General features: G+C 71.1%; 21 protein-coding genes and 4 tRNA genes. 14 read left to right on the top strand and 11 right to left on the bottom strand.

The genetic code is table 11. The features are described from left to right. Positions 1–85: 85 nt before the first annotated feature. The 3 genes from crcB (ACIP37_RS03595) to crcB (ACIP37_RS03585) are packed head-to-tail and all read right to left on the bottom strand — an operon-like array spanning position 86 to position 1295. A complete protein-coding gene (gene crcB, locus ACIP37_RS03595; RefSeq protein WP_400804488.1) occupies positions 86–460 on the bottom strand; it encodes a fluoride efflux transporter CrcB in 375 nt (124 codons plus the stop codon). After that, positions 457–807, bottom strand: coding sequence for a DUF190 domain-containing protein (locus tag ACIP37_RS03590; protein ID WP_363581399.1), 351 nt, complete (start codon positions 805–807; stop codon positions 457–459). Before ACIP37_RS03590 ends, crcB (ACIP37_RS03595) begins: the two co-directional genes overlap by 4 nt. Beyond that, positions 804–1295 (bottom strand): fluoride efflux transporter CrcB, encoded by a 492-nt coding sequence (gene crcB, locus ACIP37_RS03585; RefSeq protein WP_400804486.1) that lies wholly within the window; start codon positions 1293–1295, stop codon positions 804–806. The genes ACIP37_RS03590 and crcB (ACIP37_RS03585) overlap by 4 nt, the downstream gene beginning before the upstream one ends. 70 nt (positions 1296–1365) lie before the next feature. Here crcB (ACIP37_RS03585) and ACIP37_RS03580 point away from each other — a divergent pair, with 70 nt between their 5' ends. From ACIP37_RS03580 to ACIP37_RS03560, 5 genes are all read left to right on the top strand, one after another. Next, positions 1366–1707, top strand: a complete 342-nt coding sequence (locus tag ACIP37_RS03580; RefSeq protein ID WP_350880588.1) for a metallopeptidase family protein — start codon at positions 1366–1368, stop codon at positions 1705–1707. 126 nt (positions 1708–1833) lie between these two features. Then, positions 1834–1906: transfer RNA gene (locus ACIP37_RS03575), tRNA-Glu, on the top strand. A gap of 55 nt (positions 1907–1961) precedes the next feature. After that, a tRNA-Asp gene (locus ACIP37_RS03570) sits at positions 1962–2035 on the top strand. Positions 2036–2062: 27 nt separating this feature from the next. After that, positions 2063–2136, top strand: a tRNA-Phe gene (locus tag ACIP37_RS03565). A 115-nt stretch (positions 2137–2251) separates the two neighbouring features. Then, complete coding sequence (locus tag ACIP37_RS03560; RefSeq protein WP_400804484.1) at positions 2252–2797, top strand: Uma2 family endonuclease; 546 nt, start codon at positions 2252–2254, stop codon at positions 2795–2797. 91 nt (positions 2798–2888) lie between these two features. On the opposite strand, the gene ACIP37_RS03555 is transcribed toward ACIP37_RS03560, so the two are convergent. Further along, on the bottom strand, positions 2889–3869 hold the full coding sequence (locus ACIP37_RS03555; RefSeq protein ID WP_400804481.1) for a hypothetical protein: 981 nt from the start codon (positions 3867–3869) through the stop codon (positions 2889–2891). Continuing rightward, the gene (locus ACIP37_RS03550) at positions 3866–4396 is read right to left on the bottom strand and encodes a SigE family RNA polymerase sigma factor (protein ID WP_363376868.1); all 531 of its coding nucleotides are present in this window, start codon (positions 4394–4396) and stop codon (positions 3866–3868) included. Before ACIP37_RS03550 ends, ACIP37_RS03555 begins: the two co-directional genes overlap by 4 nt. 187 nt (positions 4397–4583) lie before the next feature. Here ACIP37_RS03550 and hrpA point away from each other — a divergent pair, with 187 nt between their 5' ends. Then, positions 4584–8570: an ATP-dependent RNA helicase HrpA gene (gene hrpA, locus ACIP37_RS03545; RefSeq protein WP_363581407.1), complete on the top strand. Its 3987-nt coding sequence runs from the start codon at positions 4584–4586 to the stop codon at positions 8568–8570. Between the two features lie 118 nt (positions 8571–8688). Continuing rightward, positions 8689–8762: transfer RNA gene (locus tag ACIP37_RS03540), tRNA-Asp, on the top strand. Between the two features lie 358 nt (positions 8763–9120). Here the strand turns inward: ACIP37_RS03540 and bldC are convergent. Then, on the bottom strand, positions 9121–9327 hold the full coding sequence (gene bldC, locus ACIP37_RS03535) for a developmental transcriptional regulator BldC (protein ID WP_014137253.1): 207 nt from the start codon (positions 9325–9327) through the stop codon (positions 9121–9123). A 485-nt stretch (positions 9328–9812) separates the two neighbouring features. Further along, positions 9813–10709 carry a hypothetical protein gene (locus ACIP37_RS03530; RefSeq protein WP_400843181.1) on the bottom strand — a complete coding sequence of 299 codons (897 nt, stop codon included), beginning with the start codon at positions 10707–10709 and terminating at the stop codon, positions 9813–9815. Between the two features lie 199 nt (positions 10710–10908). Between ACIP37_RS03530 and ACIP37_RS03525 the strand changes: the two genes are divergently transcribed. Both ACIP37_RS03525 and ACIP37_RS03520 read left to right on the top strand, forming a co-directional pair. Next, entirely contained in the window at positions 10909–12066 is a 1158-nt protein-coding gene (locus ACIP37_RS03525; RefSeq protein WP_363581411.1) for a Glu/Leu/Phe/Val dehydrogenase dimerization domain-containing protein, read from the top strand. A gap of 416 nt (positions 12067–12482) precedes the next feature. Next, on the top strand, positions 12483–12740 hold the full coding sequence (locus tag ACIP37_RS03520) for a DUF3073 domain-containing protein (protein ID WP_063348338.1): 258 nt from the start codon (positions 12483–12485) through the stop codon (positions 12738–12740). 162 nt (positions 12741–12902) lie between these two features. Here ACIP37_RS03520 and purM read toward each other — a convergent pair whose 3' ends face one another. The 3 genes from purM to ACIP37_RS03505 form a co-directional block, all read right to left on the bottom strand. After that, complete coding sequence (gene purM / locus ACIP37_RS03515) at positions 12903–13988, bottom strand: phosphoribosylformylglycinamidine cyclo-ligase (RefSeq protein ID WP_400804477.1); 1086 nt, start codon at positions 13986–13988, stop codon at positions 12903–12905. A gap of 79 nt (positions 13989–14067) precedes the next feature. Then, positions 14068–15651, bottom strand: coding sequence for an amidophosphoribosyltransferase (gene purF / locus ACIP37_RS03510; RefSeq protein WP_350880611.1), 1584 nt, complete (start codon positions 15649–15651; stop codon positions 14068–14070). 242 nt (positions 15652–15893) lie between these two features. Continuing rightward, the gene (locus tag ACIP37_RS03505) at positions 15894–16748 is read right to left on the bottom strand and encodes a diacylglycerol kinase (protein ID WP_363581415.1); all 855 of its coding nucleotides are present in this window, start codon (positions 16746–16748) and stop codon (positions 15894–15896) included. 126 nt (positions 16749–16874) lie between these two features. Between ACIP37_RS03505 and ACIP37_RS03500 the strand changes: the two genes are divergently transcribed. The 3 genes from ACIP37_RS03500 to ACIP37_RS03490 all read left to right on the top strand — a co-directional run bounded on the left by ACIP37_RS03500 (position 16875) and on the right by ACIP37_RS03490 (position 19172). Beyond that, positions 16875–18158, top strand: coding sequence for an adenylosuccinate synthase (locus ACIP37_RS03500; protein ID WP_363581417.1), 1284 nt, complete (start codon positions 16875–16877; stop codon positions 18156–18158). 123 nt (positions 18159–18281) lie between these two features. Continuing rightward, complete coding sequence (locus ACIP37_RS03495; RefSeq protein WP_400804473.1) at positions 18282–18911, top strand: GNAT family N-acetyltransferase; 630 nt, start codon at positions 18282–18284, stop codon at positions 18909–18911. A 60-nt stretch (positions 18912–18971) separates the two neighbouring features. Then, a complete protein-coding gene (locus ACIP37_RS03490; protein ID WP_350880617.1) occupies positions 18972–19172 on the top strand; it encodes a DUF397 domain-containing protein in 201 nt (66 codons plus the stop codon). 50 nt (positions 19173–19222) lie between these two features. On the opposite strand, the gene ACIP37_RS03485 is transcribed toward ACIP37_RS03490, so the two are convergent. Beyond that, positions 19223–19381, bottom strand: coding sequence for a hypothetical protein (locus ACIP37_RS03485; protein WP_350880619.1), 159 nt, complete (start codon positions 19379–19381; stop codon positions 19223–19225). A gap of 309 nt (positions 19382–19690) precedes the next feature. Between ACIP37_RS03485 and ACIP37_RS03480 the strand changes: the two genes are divergently transcribed. Both ACIP37_RS03480 and ACIP37_RS03475 read left to right on the top strand, forming a co-directional pair. After that, a complete protein-coding gene (locus ACIP37_RS03480; RefSeq protein ID WP_363628065.1) occupies positions 19691–20542 on the top strand; it encodes a helix-turn-helix transcriptional regulator in 852 nt (283 codons plus the stop codon). Further along, positions 20539–20739 carry a DUF397 domain-containing protein gene (locus tag ACIP37_RS03475; RefSeq protein WP_063348346.1) on the top strand — a complete coding sequence of 67 codons (201 nt, stop codon included), beginning with the start codon at positions 20539–20541 and terminating at the stop codon, positions 20737–20739. Before ACIP37_RS03480 ends, ACIP37_RS03475 begins: the two co-directional genes overlap by 4 nt. The last annotated feature ends 27 nt before the right edge of the window (positions 20740–20766 follow it).

Raw genomic sequence — 20766 nt, 5'->3', positions numbered from 1 at the left:
CGCCAGGAAGCGTCCGGGCCGCATCCGCCACAGCCCGCCGAACCGGCAGGCGAGCAGACCGGCAGACGGGCAGGCCGGCAGACGCTCAGCCCCAGAACGCCGAGGCCAGCCCCGCCCCCGCGTACACCGCGGCCAGCCCCGCCACCACGCTGCCCGCCACGTTCGCCAGCGCGTACCGCCCCGCCCCGGCCTCGACCAGCCGCAGCGTCTCGTACGAGAAGGTCGAGTACGTGGTCAGCGCCCCGCACAGCCCCGTCCCCAGCAGCACCTGGACGTGCGGGGACGCGGCCCCCGCCGCCACCGCCCCGGTCACCAGGCCGAGCACCAGGCAGCCGGCCACGTTCACCGCGAACGTCCCCCAGGGGAACACCGAGTCGTGCCGGGCCTGCACGGCCCGGTCGGTCAGGTACCGCAGCGGCGCGCCGACCACCGCGCCCGCCACCACCAGCAGCCAGTTCACCCCGAAGCCTCTTCCCGCCCCACGTACCTGACCACTTCGCAGCGGTCCAGCAGCACCAGACCCTCCGCCACCAGCCCGTCCAACTGCGGCAGGAACGCCCGCACCCGCTCCTCCTCGTCCACGATCACCACCGCCACCGGCAGGTCCTCGCTCAGCGACAGCAGCCGCGCCGTGTGCACCAGCGACGACGCCCCGAACCCCTCGATCCCCCGGAACACGCTCGCCCCGGCCAGCCCCGCCGCCCGCGCCCGGTGCACGATCTCGCTGTACAGCGGCCGGTGGTGCCAGCGGTCGTTCTCCCCCACCAGCACGGTCAGCCGCAGCGCCGGCCCGCTCAACCTGCTCACTGCACGCCCCCGCGGGCGATCAGACGGCGCGTCAGCGCGGCCGCCGCCCACACCGCGCCGAGCGCGCCCAGCAGCGTCAGCCCCAGGTACGCCAGCCCGAGCCCGAGCCGCCCCTCCTCCACCAGCCGCCGGATGTCCACCGCGTACGTCGAGAAGGTGGTGAAGCCGCCCAGCACCCCGGTGCCGAAGAACGGCCGCAGCAACGGGTGCGCCGGACGCCCCTCGGTGATCACCACCAGGAACACCCCGATCACCGCGCACCCGACCACGTTGATCAGCAGCGTCGTCCACGGGAACGCCGCCGGCCCGTTCGCCCAGGCCAGCCCGGCGCCGTACCGGGCCACCGCCCCGATCGCCCCGCCCACCGCGATCACCGCCACGGCCGGCCCCTGCCCGCGCCACACCGGCGGCCGTCTCCGGGTGGCCGTCCCGTCGCCCACCGGCCGGGTCCGCGCCGGGCCGTCCACCGTGCCGTCCGAGGTCGCCATAACCCCATCAAACACCGGCTTCCGCCGTCTGGCACAGCGTCACTCCAGACCCGACAATGAACCGGTGGAGATGACCCGGGAAGAGTTCGAGACGCTGGTCAGCGACGCCCTCGACCAGATTCCCCCGCAGCTCGCGGCCATGATGGACAACGTCGCCGTCTTCGTCGAGGACGAGCCCGACCCCGCCGACCCGGAACTCCTCGGCCTCTACGAGGGCACCCCGCTCACCGAACGCGGCGAGTGGTACGCGGGCGTCCTGCCCGACCGGATCCTCATCTACCGCGGCCCCACCCTCCGGCACTGCGAGACCCACGACCAGGTCGTCGCCGAAGTCCGCACCACGGTCATCCACGAGGTCGCCCACCACTTCGGCTTCGACGACCACGAACTCGACGAACTCGGCTGGTCCTGACCCCCGCCCCGGGCGGCCCTCGGACGGCCCCCACCCACCCGGCCGAAACCCGTTTTGGCGATCCGCCCTGCATCCCATATGCTTCTCGACGTCCCCGAACGCTGGAAACAGCGGGACAGGCCGCAAGCCCTCATCGTCTAGTGGCCCAGGACGCCGCCCTTTCAAGGCGGTAGCACGGGTTCGAATCCCGTTGGGGGCACGCAGTACCGTAGTAAAAAGCAGTGCCGCAAGACCTTAGTGGGAAACCACTACAAGGTCCCGTGGAGCAGTTGGTTAGCTCGCCACCCTGTCAAGGTGGAGGTCGCGGGTTCAAGTCCCGTCGGGATCGCTCGTCTCGCAAGAGACGGTGTAGTACGGCCAGGTAGCTCAGTTGGTACGAGCGTCCGCCTGAAAAGCGGAAGGTCGCCGGTTCGACCCCGGCCCTGGCCACAGATCGGAAGCCCCGCAGCGTGATCGCTGCGGGGCTTCCGCCGTCCCGGGGGTCGGACGCCGACTACGCTGGCTGCCGGATACCGGTGGATTCGGTTCGGGAGGCGTCGCACTCATGGCCCCGGAACACTTCGAGCTCCTGGAAGAAGCCCGCAGGAGCCTGCCCGACGGCTTCAAGGTGGAGCTCTCCGGCGACACCATCACCATGATGGTGAGCCCCTCGGGGATCCACCAGCGCAACCTGCTGGTGGTGCGCCGGCAGTTCGACGCCCACACCCCGGCCGGGCTGCTGCCGAGCGAGAACACCGATCTGGTCTCGCCCAACGTCGGCAAGAGCCGCAATCCCGACCTGACGTACCTTCCGGACGACGCGCTGGCCACCACCGACAACCAGGTGCCCGCCGAGCTGGCCGCGATCGCGGTCGAGCTGGTCTCGCCCTCCAACCCCGAGAACGACTGGGTCGGGAAGGTGCGGGACTACCCGCTGATGGGGATCCCGCTGTACCTCCTGGTCGACGCGCGGGAGAAGACCGTCACCCTCTTCAGCAGGCCGGACGGCACCCGGTACCACCGGCGCGAGGACATCGCGTTCGGCGAGACGCTGCGCGTTCCGGAGCCCTTCGGGTTCGAGCTGGTCACTGGCGACCTGCTGCCCTACTGATCCCGGGCGGCTCCCCCTCGGGCGGGCTGACCCGAGGGGGAGGTGGGCCGGTCGCGCGGGCGGCGCCGAGGCCGCACAGCGCCGGGCGGGTTCAGTAGGAGCGGAACCAGCTGGCGTCGGTGCCCAGCACGGAGCCGTCCGCCGCGTAGTACGTGAACGTGCGGGCCTGGGCGCCCGGCTTCTTGGCGATCGCGTACCAGTGCGTCGGGGAGTCGCCGAGGGCGACCGGCACCGACGCGCTGACGCCGCCGGTGTCCCAGGTGACCACGACCTTCGCGACCTGGGGCCGGACCCCGGCGATCACCACCGGTGAGGCGCCCAGCTCCCCGCCCTTGAGCCCGAGCATCGTCCCCCCTCCGGAGGTGGCCCGGTCGATGATCGCCCCGTCCGGCGTCCCCGGGGCGGGGGTGTCGTGCATCGCGTCGTCGACCTGGCGCTGCCCGTCCACGGTGGCGTAGAGGTTCACCAGGTCCACGTCCGGGTGCCAGCTCCGGTCGATGTCCGCCCGGGTGGTCTCCGGCAGTTGCGGGATGGCCGCGTGCCGGTCCGCCCAGATCAGCCGGGCCTGGCGGAGGGCGTCCTCCTTGGTGGCGGCCGCCGGCCAGAACGCGGCCCACGCCTGCCACTGCCTGCCGTTCGTGGTGCCCTGGCCGACCACGACCCGGACCGGGGTGAACGGATCCCGCGCGGGAGCGGTCGGTGTCGTGGCGGTGCCCGCGGTGCCTACGGTGCCTGCGGCGGCCTCGGCGGTGGTGACGGTCCGGGCGTCCGCCACCACCGCCCCCGCGTCGGCCGCGTCTCCCGGCCCCCGCCCGAGCCCGAGCCCGCCGAGTGCCGTCCCCCCGACGACGGCCGCCGCGACCAGCGCCGCCACCGCCCCGCTGGTCAGCAGCCGCCGGCGCCGCAGCCGGCGCCGCCCCCCGGCAACCAGCCGGTCGTACGGGACGGCCCCGATCTCGACGCTTCCGGCCAGCTCGCCCAGGACCCGCGCCGCCGAGGCCTCGGACCCCGCCCCGGCCCTGTCCTCGCCGTCCACGTTCCCCATGGCCCCCACGTTGCCCTCGTTGCTCATCTTCCGCCTCCGATGCTCGCCAGCCCGTTGAGTGAGGAGGCCTCCCGCAGCTTGGCCAGGCCCCTGGCCGCCTGGCTCTTCACCGTCCCGACCGAGCAGCCCATCGCCGCGGCGGTCTGGGTCTCGGTGAGGTCCTCCCAGTACCGCAGCACGACGGCCTGCCGCTGCCGGGGCGGCAGCGTGCCGAGGGCCGTGAGCAGCGCCGCCCGTTCGTCCAGCCGCGCGTAGCCGTCGGGGCCCTCGGGTGCGGCCCGGTCGGGGACGGCGGTGACCAGTTCCTCGGCCGCTCGGCGGCGGAACCGGCGGGCGTGCTCGTTGATCAGGATCCGGCGCACGTAGGCGTGCGGGTCGTCGGCCGCCCGGACCCGGCTCCAGGCGACGTACGCCCGCTCCAGGGCCTGCTGGACCAGGTCCTCGGCGGTGTGCCGGTCCCCCGCGAGCAGGTACGCCGTCCTGAGCAGCCGCGTCCACGCGCTGCCGGTGAACGCGCGGAACTCCTCGTCCCTCGCGGTCTTCTGGGCTCCCATGAGCACCTCCTCAACCCCCAGAGCCCGAAACCGCCGCGAATCGTTGCCTGGCCCGGCCCGAAGCCGCCCGGCCCGACGTCACCGGCACCCGGACCCGCCGTTCGCGCTCGGCCGCCGGGGGCTGTGACACTGGAGAGGCTCGAAAACCGAGGTGCGCGCCGCCGTGCCTCCTTGCGAACCTAGAGGGATGCCCGCAGTGAGTTCTCCCGCAGTCCAGTCCGCCCCCGCACCCGCCGAGGGTTCCGGTATCGGTGAGCTGGCCGCCCGCCTGCCCGAGCTGACCCTGCGCGACCAGGTGCGGATCGGGCGCCGACTGGAGGGGGCCCGTCGGGTCCGCAAGCCCGAGGCCCGGCAGAAGGTCGCCGCCCAGATCGCCGCCGACATCGACCGCGCCGAGCTGCTGGTCGAGCAGCGCCGCGGTGCCGTCCCGCCGATCAGCTATCCCGCCGAGCTGCCGGTCAGCCAGAAGAAGGACGAGATCCTGGCGGCCATCCGGGACCACCAGGTGGTGATCGTCGCGGGTGAGACCGGCTCCGGCAAGACCACCCAGATCCCGAAGATCTGTCTGGAGCTGGGCCGCGGCGTGCGCGGTCTGGTCGGCCACACCCAGCCGCGCCGGATCGCCGCCCGTACGGTCGCCGAGCGGGTCGCGGAGGAGCTGCGCAGCCCGCTGGGCGAGGCGGTCGGCTGGAAGGTCCGGTTCACCGACCAGGTCGGCCAGGACACCCTGGTCAAGCTGATGACGGACGGCATCCTGCTCGCGGAGATCCAGACCGACCGCGAACTGCTCCAGTACGACACCCTGATCATCGACGAGGCGCACGAACGCAGCCTCAACATCGACTTCATCCTCGGCTACGTCAAGCAGCTGCTCCCGCGCCGCCCGGACCTCAAGGTCGTGATCACCTCCGCGACCATCGACCCGCAGCGCTTCGCCCGGCACTTCGACGACGCCCCGATCATCGAGGTCTCCGGCCGCACCTACCCGGTGGAGGTCCGCTACCGCCCGCTCGTCGACGACCTGGACGAGGACGACGACGCGACGGACGCCGACCGCGACCGGGACCAGATCCAGGCGATCTGCGAAGCGGCCCAGGAGCTCCAGGCCGAGGGCCCGGGCGACATCCTGGTCTTCCTCTCCGGCGAGCGCGAGATCCGCGACACCGCCGATGCCCTGGACAAGCTGAAACTCAAGTCCACCGAGGTCCTGCCGCTGTACGCCCGGCTGAGCTCGGCCGAGCAGCACCGGGTGTTCCAGCGCTCCGGCAGCCGCCGGATCGTCCTCGCCACCAACGTCGCCGAGACCAGCCTCACCGTCCCCGGCATCAAGTACGTGATCGACCCGGGCACCGCCCGGATCTCCCGCTACAGCCACCGCACCAAGGTGCAGCGGCTGCCGATCGAGGCGATCAGCCAGGCCAGCGCCAACCAGCGCAAGGGCCGCTGCGGCCGCACCTCCGACGGCATCTGCATCCGGCTGTACTCGGAGGAGGACTTCCTCTCCCGCCCCGAGTTCACCGACGCCGAGATCCTGCGCACCAACCTGGCCTCGGTGATCCTGCAGATGACGGCGGCGGGCCTCGGCGACATCGCCGCCTTCCCGTTCCTGGACCCGCCGGACTCCCGCAACATCAAGGACGGCGTGCACCTGCTGCACGAGCTGGGCGCGCTGGACCCGGACGAGAAGGACCCGCGCAAGCGCCTCACCGCGCTCGGCCGCCAGCTGGCCCAGCTCCCGGTGGACCCGCGGATGGCCCGGATGGTGCTGGAGGCCGACAAGAACGGCTGCGTGCGCGACGTGATGGTGATCGCCGCCGCGCTGTCCATCCAGGACCCGCGCGAGCGCCCCGCCGAGAAGCGCCAGGCCGCCGACGAGCGGCACCGCCGGTTCAACTCGGAGACCTCCGACTTCCTGTCCTACCTGGCGATGTGGCGCTACGTCCGGGAGCAGCAGCGCGAGCTGTCCTCCTCGGCCTTCCGCCGGATGTGCAAGGCGGAGTTCCTCAACTACCTGCGGATACGGGAGTGGCAGGACATCTACACCCAGCTGCGCACGGTCGCCAAGCAGTTGGGCGTCACCATCGAGGAGCCGCACGAGGACGCCGAGCCGGACGCCGACCGGATCCACCAGTCGCTGCTGGCCGGCCTGCTCTCCCACATCGGCCTGTTCGACGTGGAGAAGCGCGAGTACGGCGGCGCGCGCGGCGCCCGGTTCGCGGTGTTCCCGGGCTCGGGCCTGTTCAAGAAGCCGCCGCGCTGGGTGATGTCGGCCGAGCTGGTGGAGACGTCCCGGCTGTGGGCGCGGATCAACGCCAAGATCGAGCCGGAGTGGGTGGAGCCGCTGGCCGGCCACCTGATCAAGCGGACGTACAGCGAGCCGCACTGGGAGAAGAAGGCCGGAGCCGTCCTGGCGTACGAGCGGGTGACGCTCTACGGGATGCCGGTCGTCGCCCAGCGCAAGGTCAACTACGGCCGGATCGACCCGGAGCTGTGCCGCGAGCTGTTCATCCGCAACGCGCTGGTCGAGGGCGACTGGGAGACCCACCACCGGTTCTTCGCCGAGAACCGCAAGCTGCTCGGCGAGGTCGAGGAGCTGGAGAACCGGGCCCGGCGCCGGGACATCATGGTCGACGACCAGACCCTGTTCGAGTTCTACGACGCCCGGCTGCCGGAGGACGTGGTCTCCACCCGGCACTTCGACTCCTGGTGGAAGAAGGCCCGGCACGAGCAGCCGGACCTGCTCAACTTCGAGAAGTCGATGCTGATCAACGACTCCGCGGACGGCGTCACGGAGGCCGACTACCCGGACCACTGGCAGCAGGGCAAGCTGCGCTTCCAGCTGACCTACCAGTTCGAACCGGGCAGCGACGCGGACGGCGTGACCGTCCACATCCCGCTGCCGGTGCTCAACCAGGTCACCGCGGAGGGCTTCGACTGGCAGATCCCGGGCCTGCGGACGGAGCTGGTCACCGCGTACATCAAGTCGCTGCCGAAGGCGATCCGGCGCAACTTCGTGCCGGCGCCGGACTTCGCGAAGGCGGCGCTGCGCGCGGTGGAGGACCGCCAGGAGCCGCTGCTGCCGTCCCTGGAGCACGCCCTCAAGCGCCTGACGGCCATCACCGTGCCGCCGGAGGCCTGGGACGACGAGCGGGTGCCGGACCACCTCAAGGTGACCTTCCGGGTGGTGGACGGCCGCCGCAAGCTCGCCGAGTCCAAGGACCTGGAGGAGCTGCGGCTGCGACTCAAGCCGAAGCTCAAGGAGACGCTGTCCTCGGCGGCCTCCGGCCAGGGCATCGAGCAGGGCGGGCTGACCGCCTGGCCGGGCGGCCTGCCCGTGCTCCAGCGCACCTTCGAGCAGCGCTCGCGCGGCCACTCGCTGCGCGCCTACCCGGCCCTGGTGGACGAGGGGGCGTCGGTCGGCGTGAAGCTGTTCGACACCCCGCAGGCGCAGACGCGGTCGATGTGGGAGGGCACCCGCCGGCTGCTGATGCTGACCACCACCTCCCCGGCCAAGTCGATCCAGGGCCGGCTGGGCAACCAGGCGAAGCTGGCGCTCTCGCACAACCCGCACGGCTCGGTGAACGCCCTCTTCGAGGACGTGGTGGCCTGTGCGACGGACCGGCTGATGACCCTGGCCGGCGGACCGGCCTGGGACGAGGCGGCCTTCGGCACGCTGCACGACAAGGTGCGGGCGGACCTGTACGACCTGTCCGCGGACACCACGCTGAAGACGGCCACCGCACTGATCGCCTTCCACAAGGCCTCGACCCGGCTGAAGTCGGTGAGCAGCCCGGTGCTGCTGAACGCGGTGAACGACATCCGGCTGCACCTGGCCTCCCTGGTGCACCCGGGCTTCGTCACGGACACCGGCTGGCAGCGGCTGCCGGACCTCAAGCGCTACCTGCTGGCGGTGGACCGCCGGCTGGAGGCGCTGCCCAACCACCCGCAGCGGGACGCCCAGCAGTTGCTGAAGGTCCAGCAGGTGCAGCGGGAGTACGGGGAGCTGCTGGCGGCGGTGCCGGCCGGTCGGCAGCCGTCCGCGGAGGTGCTGGCGATCCGCTGGATGATCGAGGAGTTGCGGGTCAGCTTCTTCGCCCAGTCGCTGGGCACGCCGAGCCCGGTGTCGGAGAAGCGGATCACCAAGGCGATGGAGGCCGCCAGGGCCACGCTCTGAGCTGGGCGGCGGCCTCCTCGGGGGCCCTCAGGTGCCAGTTCGACCTGGGGGCCCACCATGGGCTACGATCTGTCTTGTTCGCAGCGCGGCAAGCGAGTGAACGAGATCAGAAAACTCTGGTCCCGTGGAGCAGTTGGTTAGCTCGCCACCCTGTCAAGGTGGAGGTCGCGGGTTCAAGTCCCGTCGGGATCGCCGCAGTGCGAGAGGCCCGGAACCGTCAGGTTCCGGGCCTCTCGCTTTTGGGCGTCCGGTGTCTATCCCGGACCAGGTCCAGACCACAAGTGACAGACGGTGTGACGGTCGTCACTTATCTTTTCCCGAGAACACCCCCGCACCACCCCCACCAAGACCTCACTAATTTAATATGTAAAATTGTACAGCCATTAACTGTAAATCCCCCCCGCATCATGCGCATCGAATCGTTATCCGGAGTTCAGCATTCCGTACGTTGTGCCGAGTACCCGGGCACCGCGAGCGGGCATGGCAAAGGGGCCGCTTACCGGACCCGGCGGAGTCCGGTAAGCGGCCCCTTTAAAGAGCCTTCGGCCTATCAGGCCTCAGTGCGCTGAGCGGGAATCCCGGCCAGCAGAGCGCGCACCTCCGCCTCGCGGTAACGGCGGTGACCGCCGAGCGTGCGAATGGACGTCAGCTTGCCCGCCTTGGCCCAACGAGTGACCGTCTTCGGGTCCACGCGGAACATGGTGGCGACCTCTGCCGGCGTCAGCAGGGGCTCAGCATCAGGGGTACGAGCGGTCATGAGCGGCCTCCTCGGGAGAACCGAACCAGGGCGGTTCTATCCTTCAAATTCTGCACCTTGGCCCGCGATGCCCGAAATGGCATAGACGGGCCGAGTCGGTTATAGGACGAACGGCTTGTCCTGGTGTCTACAACTACACCATCCGTCCAGCCCTATCGACCAAACCGCCAAAATTGACCCCTCACGGGTTCAAGAGCGACGGATGGCGATGGACCACCCCATAACGGGCAGTCACGCGGCCGTGACGCCTGGTTACGAGGGGACCAGACCCCCTGTTTCCCCGCAAAGCACGCATCGACTCCAGAACCACCCAAAAGCGGGCATGCCCGCGTGAAGTTGGGCTGGTTGTCCCATTTTTGCACATAGGGGTAAGTTCGCGTCAACGGTGAGTAGTGTCACGTTCGACAGCTATTGACCCGAACCAGGACCTTGGTCATCCAGCTCGGGCCATAGGACTCTTACAGTCATACACGGGTGGTCGGACGTCAGTTCGCGTACCGCAGCGCCAGCACCCTCCGCCAGCGCGCCGTCAGTTCCCCGTACGCGCGCAGCGCCTCCGCGGTGTCCCCCGCCCGCAGCGCGCGGAGCCCCTCCTCCAGCTCCCCCGCCGAACGGTCCGCCAACAGCCGCTCCGGCCCCAGCAAATGCACCAGCCCCCCGTAGTCCAGCTCCACCAGCGAGCGCGGATGGAATTCCTCCAGCCACCGCCCGATCTGTTCCGCCCCCCGGACCAGTTCCCCGTCCGGCACCTCTTCACGCAGCGCCCGGAAGGCCCGGGCCACCCGGCGGCGCGCCTGCGCCATCGGCACCAGGTAGAACAGCGCCGCCGCCCGCCCCGGCTTGCCCCGCTCCTGCGCCGGCACGAAACAGCGGTCCTCGTCCCCGAACGGCAGGAACCAGCGCACCGGCACCTCCCACCGGCTGGTCAGGATCCACGGCCGGGCGTCCGGATGGCCGGCCCGCCAGCGCTCCCGGTCCGCCTCCGCCGCCGCCCGGGCCACCGGCGGCACCGCGGTGTCCAGCAGCGCCACCGGCGCGGCCGCCCGCAGCTCCTCCAGCGCCTGCCAGCTGCGCAGCCTGGTCGCCCACGGGCAGACGTACAGCACGCCGTCCACCACCCGCAGGTAGGCCCGCCCGCTCTCCCGCTCGGGCAGCGCCCGGGGCGTCCGGGCGGCCAGCTCCGCCAGCGCCTCCCGCTGCTCCTCCAGGACGGCCGCGGCCACCGGCTGCGCCGCCTCGACGGCGTCCGGACCGCGCTCCGCCGCGTAGGCCTGCCAGCGCGCCCGCTCGGACTCCGAGTAGGCGGCCAGCGGCTCGTAGACCCGCAGGTGGGCGGCGTAGGGCGGCAGTACCGAGGTGCGCACGACGGTCACGTCCTGCATGGTCGCACGCGCCGACCGGCCCCGGGAGGGCGCGCCCCCGAACCCCTTCGCGCCCGCACCGCGCACCCCCGGCGTCCCATTCCCCGGACCGCGGGGACAAGCTCGGACAAGAGGGCGGATCGGCGACGCTCCCGCGACTACGCTTCGCCCTAGGCGCCCGCACCACAGCAGGCGGGCCTTCGATACTGGAGTCACCACAGTGACCGACGTACAGACATCCGCCACGCACCCCGCACCCGGAGTGCTCAGCAGGATCTTCCGCACCGAGCAGGACGGCGCCCCCGGCGACGGCCACGAGCAGGTCGTCCTCTGCCACGACCGCAGCTCCGGGCTCAAGGCGATCATCGCCATCCACTCCACCGCGCTGGGCCCGGCCCTCGGCGGCACCCGCTTCTTCCCGTACGCCTCCGAGGAGGCGGCCCTGGAGGACGCGCTCAACCTGTCCCGCGGCATGTCCTACAAGAACGCGCTGGCCGGGCTCGACCTCGGCGGCGGCAAGGCCGTCATCATCGGCGACCCCACCAAGGACAAGAACGAGGCGATGCTCCGCGCCTACGGCCGCTTCGTGGAGTCCCTGCGCGGCCGCTACATCACCGCCTGCGACGTGGGCACCTACGTGCAGGACATGGACGTCATCGCGCGCGAGACGCAGTTCGTGACGGGCCGCTCGCCCGAGCACGGCGGCGCCGGCGACTCGTCCATCCTGACCGCCTTCGGCGTCTTCCAGGGCATGCGCGCCACCGCCCAGGCCCGCTGGGGCCAGCCGACCCTGCGCGGGAAGCGGGTCGGCGTCGCGGGCGTCGGCAAGGTCGGCCACTACCTGGTCGGCCACCTCGTCGCGGACGGCGCCACCGTCGTCATCACCGACGTCTCCGAGACCGCCGTGAACCGCGTCCGCGCGGCCCACCCGGAGGTGGAGGTCGTCGCCGACACCGCCGCCCTGCTGCAGGCCCGGCTGGACGTCTACGCCCCCTGCGCCCTGGGCGGCGCGCTGACCGACGACACGGTGGCCGCGCTCGGCGAGTCCGGCACCACGGTCGTCTGCGGCGCGGCCAACAACCAGCTGGCCCACCCGGGCGTCGAGAAGGACCTCGCGGACCGCGGCATCCTCTACGCGCCGGACTACCTGGTGAACTCCGGCGGCGTGATCCAGGTCGCCGACGAGATCGAGGGCTTCAACTTCGACCGGGCCAAGAACAAGGCCACCAGGATCTTCGACACCACCCTGGAGATCTTCACCCGGGCCGCCTCCGACGGCGTCCCGCCGGCGGTCGCCGCCGACCGCCTGGCCGAGAAGCGGATGCGCGAGATCAGCGCGCTGCGCACGGTCCTGCTGCCGGGCGCCCGCCGGGCCTGATCCGGCGCCCCCGGAACCTCGGACGCGCGGGGGGCGGCCGCACCCCCGTGACCCGCCCCCGGGCGGGAGGGGCCCAGCCGTCCCCCGCGCATCACGATGTGGAACCGGATTCTCACTTCTGCGCCCGATCGGGTGATCCAAGGTCCCCCTTGGGGGGATAATCGGTCCTGGAACGACGGACCTCAGACACCTCCGGACAGCGCGCAAACCGCCGCAAAACCTCCCCTGACCTGGGAAGACCTGGTCTCGGGTGCGGTCGGTGCGCGCCACGTCACACCGACGACGTACCGTCCAGCGGCGGAAACAGGTACCGTTAATGCTCCAAGGGACGGTCCTCCCATTCGGGCAGGCCGGTCCTGATCATGAACACGTGTCAGACTCGGGGCCGTGAGCCCCATCGTTGAGGGGGTCGACCCATGGGGCGCGGCCGGGCCAAGGCCAAGCAGACGAAGGTCGCCCGCGAGCTGAAGTACAACAGCGGCGGGTTTGACGCTAACCGTCTGTCCAACGAGCTGGGCGCATCGCCGTCCACCGCTCCGATCGACCCGGAGCCGATCGAGGAGGAGGAGGACGACGACCCGTATGCCGAGTACGCCGCCCGCTATGCCGACCTCGACGACGAGGACGACACCGAGCCGGGCACCGGGCCGTCGCAGGCCTCTCGCCGCTCGTAGCCAGTAGTTTCGCCGACCGGCCCAGGCGCCCAGCGCGCCAGGCCGGTCTTCGGCGTTCCCGCGTACCGGATGGTTACCGGGTGGTCGCCGCCCCCCGGGTGGCTGGACGACGAGAGGGCCCCTCCGGTGCGCCGGAGGGGCCCTCTCGTCGTCCAGCCGGGCTCAGCCCGCGGTGAAGCCCTCGTAGGCGTTGTAGAGCGCCGCGCCGGCCTCGTGCTCGCCGGTGCGCTCGACGATGTCGCCGAGCAGCCAGGCCTCGACGCCGCGGTCCTCCAGGATCGCCAGCACGGCGTCCACCGAGGACGGCGGGACGACCGCGACCATGCCGACGCCCATGTTGAGCGTCTTCTCGATCTCCAGGGTGGCCACCTTGCCGACCTGGGCGACGGTCTGGAAGACCGGCAGCGGGGTCCAGGTGCCGCGGTCCAGGCGGGCGTGCAGGCCCTCCGGGACGACCCGGGCCAGGTTGGCCGCCAGGCCGCCGCCGGTGACGTGCGAGAAGGCGTGGATCTCGGTGGCGCGGGTGAGCGCCAGGCAGTCCAGCGAGTAGATCCGGGTCGGCTCCAGCAGCTCCTCGCCGAGCGTGCGGCCGAACTCCTCGACCTTGCGGTCCAGCCTCCAGCCGGCCTCGTTCAGCAGCACGTGGCGCACCAGCGAGTAGCCGTTGGAGTGCAGGCCCGAGGCCGCCATCGCGATCACCACGTCGCCGGCCCGCACGCGGTCGGCGCCGAGCAGCGCGTCGGCCTCGACCACGCCGGTGCCGGCGCCCGCGACGTCGTACTCGTCCGGGCCGAGCAGGCCCGGGTGCTCGGCGGTCTCGCCGCCGACCAGGGCGCAGCCGGCCAGCGCGCAGCCCTCGGCGATGCCCTTGACGATCGCGGCGACCCGCTCCGGCACGACCTTGCCGACGCAGATGTAGTCGGTCATGAACAGCGGCTCGGCGCCGCACACGACCAGGTCGTCGACGACCATGCCGACCAGGTCGTGGCCGATGGTGTCGTGCTTGTCCATGGCGGCCGCGATGGCCACCTTGGTCCCCACGCCGTCGGTGGCCGAAGCCAGCAGCGGCCGCTCGTAGCGCTTGAAGGCGGACGCGTCGAAGAGGCCGGCGAAGCCGCCGAGACCGCCGACCACCTCGGGGCGGTTCGCCTTCTTCACCCACTGCTTCATGAGCTCGACGGCGCGGTCGCCCGCCTCGATGTCGACGCCGGCTGCGGCGTAGGTGGCGCCGTTCTGGTTGCTGGTCACTACGGTGCGGCCCTCTCGGGTCTGGTGGGGGCTGGAACAGCGGTGGGGCCCCGTTTCGCGGGACCCCACCGTGGATTCGTTACGGGCGGCGCAGCGCGTCGGCCGCGCCCGCCCCGCCGAGCAGCGACTGGACGCCGTCCAGGTCGCTGCCGCTGGTCGGCTTGCCGCGCACGGCCGGCGGCTGCTGGCTGCCCTTGATCTCGGCCTCCAGCAGGAGCTTGCCGAGCAGTGCCGGGTCCGGCAGCTCCATCGGGTACTCGCCGTCGAAGCAGGCCCGGCAGAGCCTGTCCTTGGGCTGCTTGGTGGCCTCGATCATGCCGTCGATCGAGATGTAGGAGAGCGAGTCCGCGCCGAGCGTGCGGCCGATCTCCTCGACGGTCATCCCGTTGGCGATCAGCTCCGCCCGGGTGGCGAAGTCGATGCCGAAGAAGCACGGCCACTTCACCGGCGGCGAGGAGATCCGGATGTGCACCTCGGCGGCGCCGGCCTCGCGCAGCATCCGCACCAGCGCGCGCTGGGTGTTGCCGCGGACGATCGAGTCGTCGACGACCACCAGGCGCTTGCCCGCGATGACCTCGCGCAGCGGGTTGAGCTTGAGCCGGATGCCGAGCTGACGGATGGTCTGGCTGGGCTGGATGAAGGTGCGGCCCACGTAGGCGTTCTTCACCAGGCCGGAGCCGTACGGGATGCCGCTGGCCTCGGCGTAGCCGATCGCGGCGGGGGTGCCGGACTCCGGCGTCGCTATCACCAGGTCGGCCTCGACGGGCGCCTCCTTCGCCAGGCGGCGGCCCATCTCCACGCGGGAGAGGTGCACGTTGCGCCCGGCGATGCTGGTGTCGGGGCGGGCCAGGTAGACGTACTCGAACACGCAGCCCTTGGGCTTCGCCTCGGCGAAGCGGGAGCTGCGCATGCCGTTCTCGTCGACGGCGATCAGCTCGCCGGGCTCGACCTCGCGGATGAACGAGGCGCCGCAGATGTCCAGCGCCGCCGTCTCGGAGGCGACCACCCAGCCGCGCTCCAGCCGACCGAGCACCAGCGGGCGGATGCCCTGCGGGTCGCGGGCGGCGTAGAGGGTGTGCTCGTCCATGAAGACGAGCGAGAACGCGCCCTTGACCTTGGGCAGCACGACCTTGGCCGTCTCCTCGATGGAGAGGTCCGGGTGGCCGGCGAGCAGCGCGGTCACCAGGTCGGTGTCGTTGGTCGCGGCGCTCCGCCCGGAGCGGGAGACGTGCTCCTCACCGGGCAGTTCGGCGACCATCGCCGCCAGTTCGGCGGTGTTCACCAGGTTTCCGTTGTGCCCGAGGGCCAGCGAACCGTGTACGGTCGCGCGGAAGGTCGGCTGGGCGTTCTCCCAGACCGAGGACCCGGTGGTCGAGTAGCGGGCGTGTCCGACGGCGATATGCCCGTGCAACGACCCCAGGGAGGCCTCGTCGAAGACCTGGGACACGAGCCCCATGTCCTTGAAGACGAGAATCTGGGAGCCGTTGCTCACTGCGATGCCCGCGGATTCCTGACCGCGGTGCTGCAGGGCGTAAAGGCCGAAGAACGTGAGCTTGGCGACCTCCTCGCCGGGAGCCCAGACACCGAAGACGCCGCAAGCGTCCTGGGGGCCTTTCTCACCGGGAAGAAGATCGTGGTTGAGTCTTCCGTCACCACGTGGCACGTCTTCGAGTCTAGGGCAGCGGGCACGGGCTTCCGGAACCCGGGCGGCCGGGATTGTCTGACGATCGGCCGGTAACGCGCGTAGACAAAACCCCTTACCGGGTGGGGATTTCGGGTGGGGGGAATTCCGGCCGGAGGCGGTTGGCCTTGTGGTTCGCGCCTGTTGGGGCGTTCCGTGTGCGGAGGGCCGGGAGTCGGGGCGACGGCGAAAGTGAGCCTGCTCACCCGGGGTTCACCCCGGCGTCACGCGGCGGGCAGCAACAGGCCCCAGGCGCCCGGGTGGACCGTCCAGGTGCGGGCGCGGACCGGACCGACGGGGTGGCCGTCCGCCTCGTAGCCGAAGCCGCGCCCGACCACCGAGACGCTCTCCGCCCGGGCGCGCACCAGGGCGCCGGGCGCGCGGATCACCACCTCCAGCACGCCGGCGGCGTCCGCCTCGACGCCCGGCAGGGTCAGCTGGACCAGCCGCACCGGCCGGTGCACGTCGGCGAGCAGCCGGCCGTCGGCCTCGACCCGGACCCGGGGGTTGTGCTCGGCGGAGGACCGGCCGTCCGCCGCGAGTGCGTTCGCCTGCTCGGCCGCAGCCAGTTTCGCCCATAGCGAACGCCAACCACCCGTACGGCCGGCCGGACGCCGCGTCCCGGCACCGGTGATCCGCACCCCTCCCAGCGCCACCCCGCCGCCGTCGTCCACCAGCAGGTCGAGCTTGCGCGCCGCACCCGACAGCACCGCTCGCGCGGCCCGGACCGGCTCGCCCGGCACCCCGAGCGCGCGGGCCGCGACCAGCTCCTCCGACCGGCCGACCGGAACCATGCCCACCGGATCCGCGCCCAGCTCACGCTGGCGGTACAGGGCTTGGAGCACCCGCTGCAACGCCAGGTCGGAACCGATCACGACCGGGCGTCGACGACCCCGGTGCGAAAGCACCCGGTCGAGTTCGGACGGGCTCTCCGGATAGACCACCTTGACGTCCGCGCCTCCGCAGAGCACGTCCTTCGCGATCCGCACCGACTCGCCGTCGGTCTGCCGGGCCGCCGGGTCGAGGAGCAGCAGGAGCGGCTCGGGGCCGCCGGTTGCGGGCGTGGACAGGGACGACACGACCGGTCCTTCCTCAGGTAATCTCTCGGTGCAAGAGCCCCTTGCGCTACTGCGCCAGGGGCTTCGTCTATCTCGGGGCAGACTGCGGCCTACGCAGGATGCCCCAACCGGAAGGGGTGTACGCCTGTGCCGGCACTCGTGCTCGTTGGCGCTCAGTGGGGGGACGAGGGCAAGGGGAAGGCCACCGACCTCCTCGGCGGCTCCGTCGACTACGTCGTCCGCTACCAGGGCGGCAACAACGCCGGTCACACGGTGGTCATCGGCGACCAGAAGTACGCCCTGCACCTGCTCCCCTCCGGCATCCTCAGCCCTAACGTGACGCCGGTCATCGGCAACGGCGTCGTCATCGACCCGGGCGTGCTGCTCTCCGAGCTGAGCGGCCTCAACGACCGTGGCATCGACACCTCCAAGCTGCTGATCTCGGGCAACGCCCACCTGATCACGCCGTACCACCGCACCCTGGACAAGGTCACCGAGCGCTTCCTCGGCAAGCGCCGGATCGGCACCACCGGCCGCGGCATCGGCCCGACCTACGCGGACAAGATCAACCGCGTCGGCATCCGGGTCCAGGACCTGTTCGACGAGTCGATCCTGCGCCAGAAGATCGAGGCGGCGCTGCACGACAAGAACCAGATCCTGGTCAAGCTGTACAACCGCCGCGCCATCCCGGCCGAGCTGGTCGTCGAGGAGTACCTCGGCTACGCGGACAAGATCAAGCCCTTCCTCGCCGACACCACCCTCGTCCTGGACCAGGCGCTCAAGGCGAACAAGGTCGTCCTGCTGGAGGGCGGCCAGGGCACCCTGCTCGACGTCGACCACGGCACGTACCCCTTCGTGACCTCGTCGAACCCGACCTCGGGTGGCGCCTGCACCGGCGCCGGCATCGGCCCGACCAAGATCGACCGGGTCATCGGCATCCTCAAGGCCTACACCACCCGCGTCGGCTCCGGCCCGTTCCCGACCGAGCTGCTGGACGAGGACGGCGAGGCGCTGCGCCGCATCGGCGGCGAGCGCGGTGTCACCACCGGCCGTGACCGTCGCTGCGGCTGGTTCGACGCGGTCATCGCGCGCTACGCGACCCGGGTCAACGGCCTCACCGACTTCTTCCTCACCAAGCTCGACGTGCTCACCGGCTGGGAGCAGATCCCGGTCTGCGTCGCGTACGAGATCGACGGCAAGCGGGTCGAGGAACTCCCGTACAACCAGTCCGACTTCCACCACGCCAAGCCGATCTACGAGACGCTGCCGGGCTGGACCGAGGACATCAGCAAGGCCAAGACCTTCGCCGAGCTGCCGAAGAACGCGCAGGCGTACGTGAAGGCGCTGGAGGAGATGTCCGGCGCGCCGATCTCCGCCATCGGCGTCGGCCCGGGCCGCGACGAGACGATCCAGATCAACTCGTTCATCTGAGCCTGATCCGGTCGAGGGCCCCGCGGGACGTCCCGCGGGGCCCTTCTCTTTGCCCGCTCCGCCAATTTTGCACTAGTGCAGAAGTTCATTGCATCTAGTGCAGCATGGCGCTACCTTTCCGGCATGACCGCACAGCCGCCCACGCCCGTGACCCTCACCGGCCGCCACGTCCGCCTGGAGCCCCTCGGCCGCCACCACCTGCCCGACCTGTGGGCCGGCGTCGGCCCCGACCCGGAGGTCTGGCGCTGGATCCCCTCCCTCCCGCCCGCGACCGAGGAGGAACTGGGCACGATCCTCGACGCCCGGCTCGCCGAGGTGGCGGCCGGGTCGGCGGTGAAGTTCGCCGTGATCGACCTCCCCAGCGGCCGGGCCGTCGGCATCACCGGCTACTACGACGTCAGGCTCGTCGACGAGGTCGTCGAGATCGGCGGCACCTGGTACGCCCGCTCGGTCTGGCGCACGCCCGTCAACACCGAGGCCAAGCTGCTGCTGCTCTCGCACGCCTTCGACGACCTGGGCATGGGCCGGGTCTACTGGAAGACGGACGCGCTCAACGAGCGCTCCCGCAAGGCGATCCTCCGCCTCGGCGCCCGGTACGAGGGCGTCCACCGCCGCGAGAAGCGGCGCGCCACCGGCGTGTGGCGCGACACCGCCTACTTCTCGATGCTCGCCGACGAGTGGCCCGCCGCCCGGATCCGCCTCGTCGAGCGCCTTTCGCGCGGTGCCCAACCCTCCGTGCGCCCCCGTTCCTGAACGGCCCCCCGGGAGTTGTCCAGGGTGCCAGGCAGGAACCGCGATGGGAGTAGGAAACCGATGACCCAGCAGTGGCAGAAGTCCACCAGCAGCACCCGGGACGGCGGCGACTCCGTGGAGGTGTCCGTCAACGAACGGGGACTGATCGAGGTCCGCGAATCCGAGAGCCCCGACGCGATCATCGTCACCACCCCGCAGAAGTTCGCGCTCTGGATCGAGGGCGTGAAGCGCGGCGAATTCGACCACTTCGGCGACGGCTGACCGCACCCTCCGGTGGCCCCCTCCCGGCGGGGGGCCACCGCTGCCGCGCGCTATTTCTTCTCGACGGCGGCGGAGGAATGGCGGACGACGAACTCGCGTTTTACGGAACGCGGTTCGCGGGGTTGGGCGTTGACCAGCCAGACCAGCCAGCCGACGAATAGCACGGCGAGCAGGAGGGCGGACAAACCGGCGACGAGCAGGCCGTTCACCGGGTGGCGGGAATGCGGTGGGCGGGGGTGAGAAGCAGCGGAAGCGGCATGACAGTCTCCGGTCGGTGATGTCGAGCGTGCCGACCATGCATCTGGTGTGTATTTACGGCTGATTGGCGGCTGTTTAGGCCACAACAAGTCAGTGACTGACGCGGGAACGACCATAGGGTCGAGGTGCAAGACTTGCTACCGAGCGGGAGAACGTTCACTCCATCGTGGGGTATCCCCCATTTCAGTAGCTAGGGCCGGGTGAGCACGGCACACTTCACCGGAAGCATCGACCCGAGCCGCGATCCGGAGAAGAGAGTCATGCCACCCCGCTTGTCGCCGACCGTGCGTCAGCAGCGCCTTGGCATCGAGCTGCGCAAGATGCGCGAACGCGTGGGCGTGACGCCCAAGAGCCTGGCCGCCACCCTGGGCACCGACCTGCCCAAGATCTCGCAGATGGAGAACGGGAAGTCCGGCATCAGCGCCGAACGGCTCCGGCTCTGGGCCCGCACCTGCCACTGCGCCGACGGCCCCTACCTCGACGCGCTGCTCGCGATGACGCAGGACCGGCGCAAGTACTGGTGGGACGGCTACCGCGGCCGGCTGCCCGGCGGGCTCATCGACATCGCGGAGATGGAGCACCACGCCGAGTCGCTGGCCATCCTGCACACCACCTTCATCCCCGGACTGCTGCAGACCTCGGCGTACGCCTCCGCGGTGTTCGCCCGGGTCCGGCCGCCGATGCCCCAGCCGGACGCCGACGCCCGCACCGCGTTCCGGATCCAGCGCCAGCGGCTGTTCACCGAACGTCCGAAGCCGTACGCCGCGTACATCCACGAATCCGCGCTGCGCATGCAGTTCGGCGGGGCGGTGGTGCTGCGCGACCAGCTGCTCGGCGTGCTGGAGGATTCCGAGCGGCCCGGGGTGGAGATCCGGACCATCCCGTTCAGCGTCGACACCTTTCCCGGGTCCGGAGAGAGCCTCTACCTCGCCCGCGGGCCCGTTCCCGAGCTCGACACCGTGCAGATCGACCTCTCGAACGGGCCGAAGTTCGTGCACACCGACACCGAACTGCAGACGTACCGACAGATCAAGGAGGAGACCGCCGCGGTCGCCCTCGGGCCGGCCGAGTCCCGGGACTTCATCCGGGCCTTACTGAAAGACTTCTCATGACTGAGTGGCGGAAGTCCTCGTCCAGCGGCGAGAGCAACGAGTGCGTCGAGATCAGAGCCGCCGACGGTCTGGTGGAGATCCGCGAGTCGGACCGCCCCGAGATCGTCGTCCGGACCACGCCGCGCAAGTGGGCCGCGTTCGTCCGCGGGGTGAAGGCCGGGGAGTTCGACCGGTACAGCGACTCCGTCGGGCCCTGAGCCACACCCGCCCCCGAGCAGCACCCG

Origin of the sequence: Kitasatospora sp. NPDC088861 (assembly GCF_044750105.1) — a bacterium.
Lineage (GTDB): Bacteria > Actinomycetota > Actinomycetes > Streptomycetales > Streptomycetaceae > Kitasatospora.
This window is presented reverse-complemented; position numbering and strand designations above follow the sequence as displayed.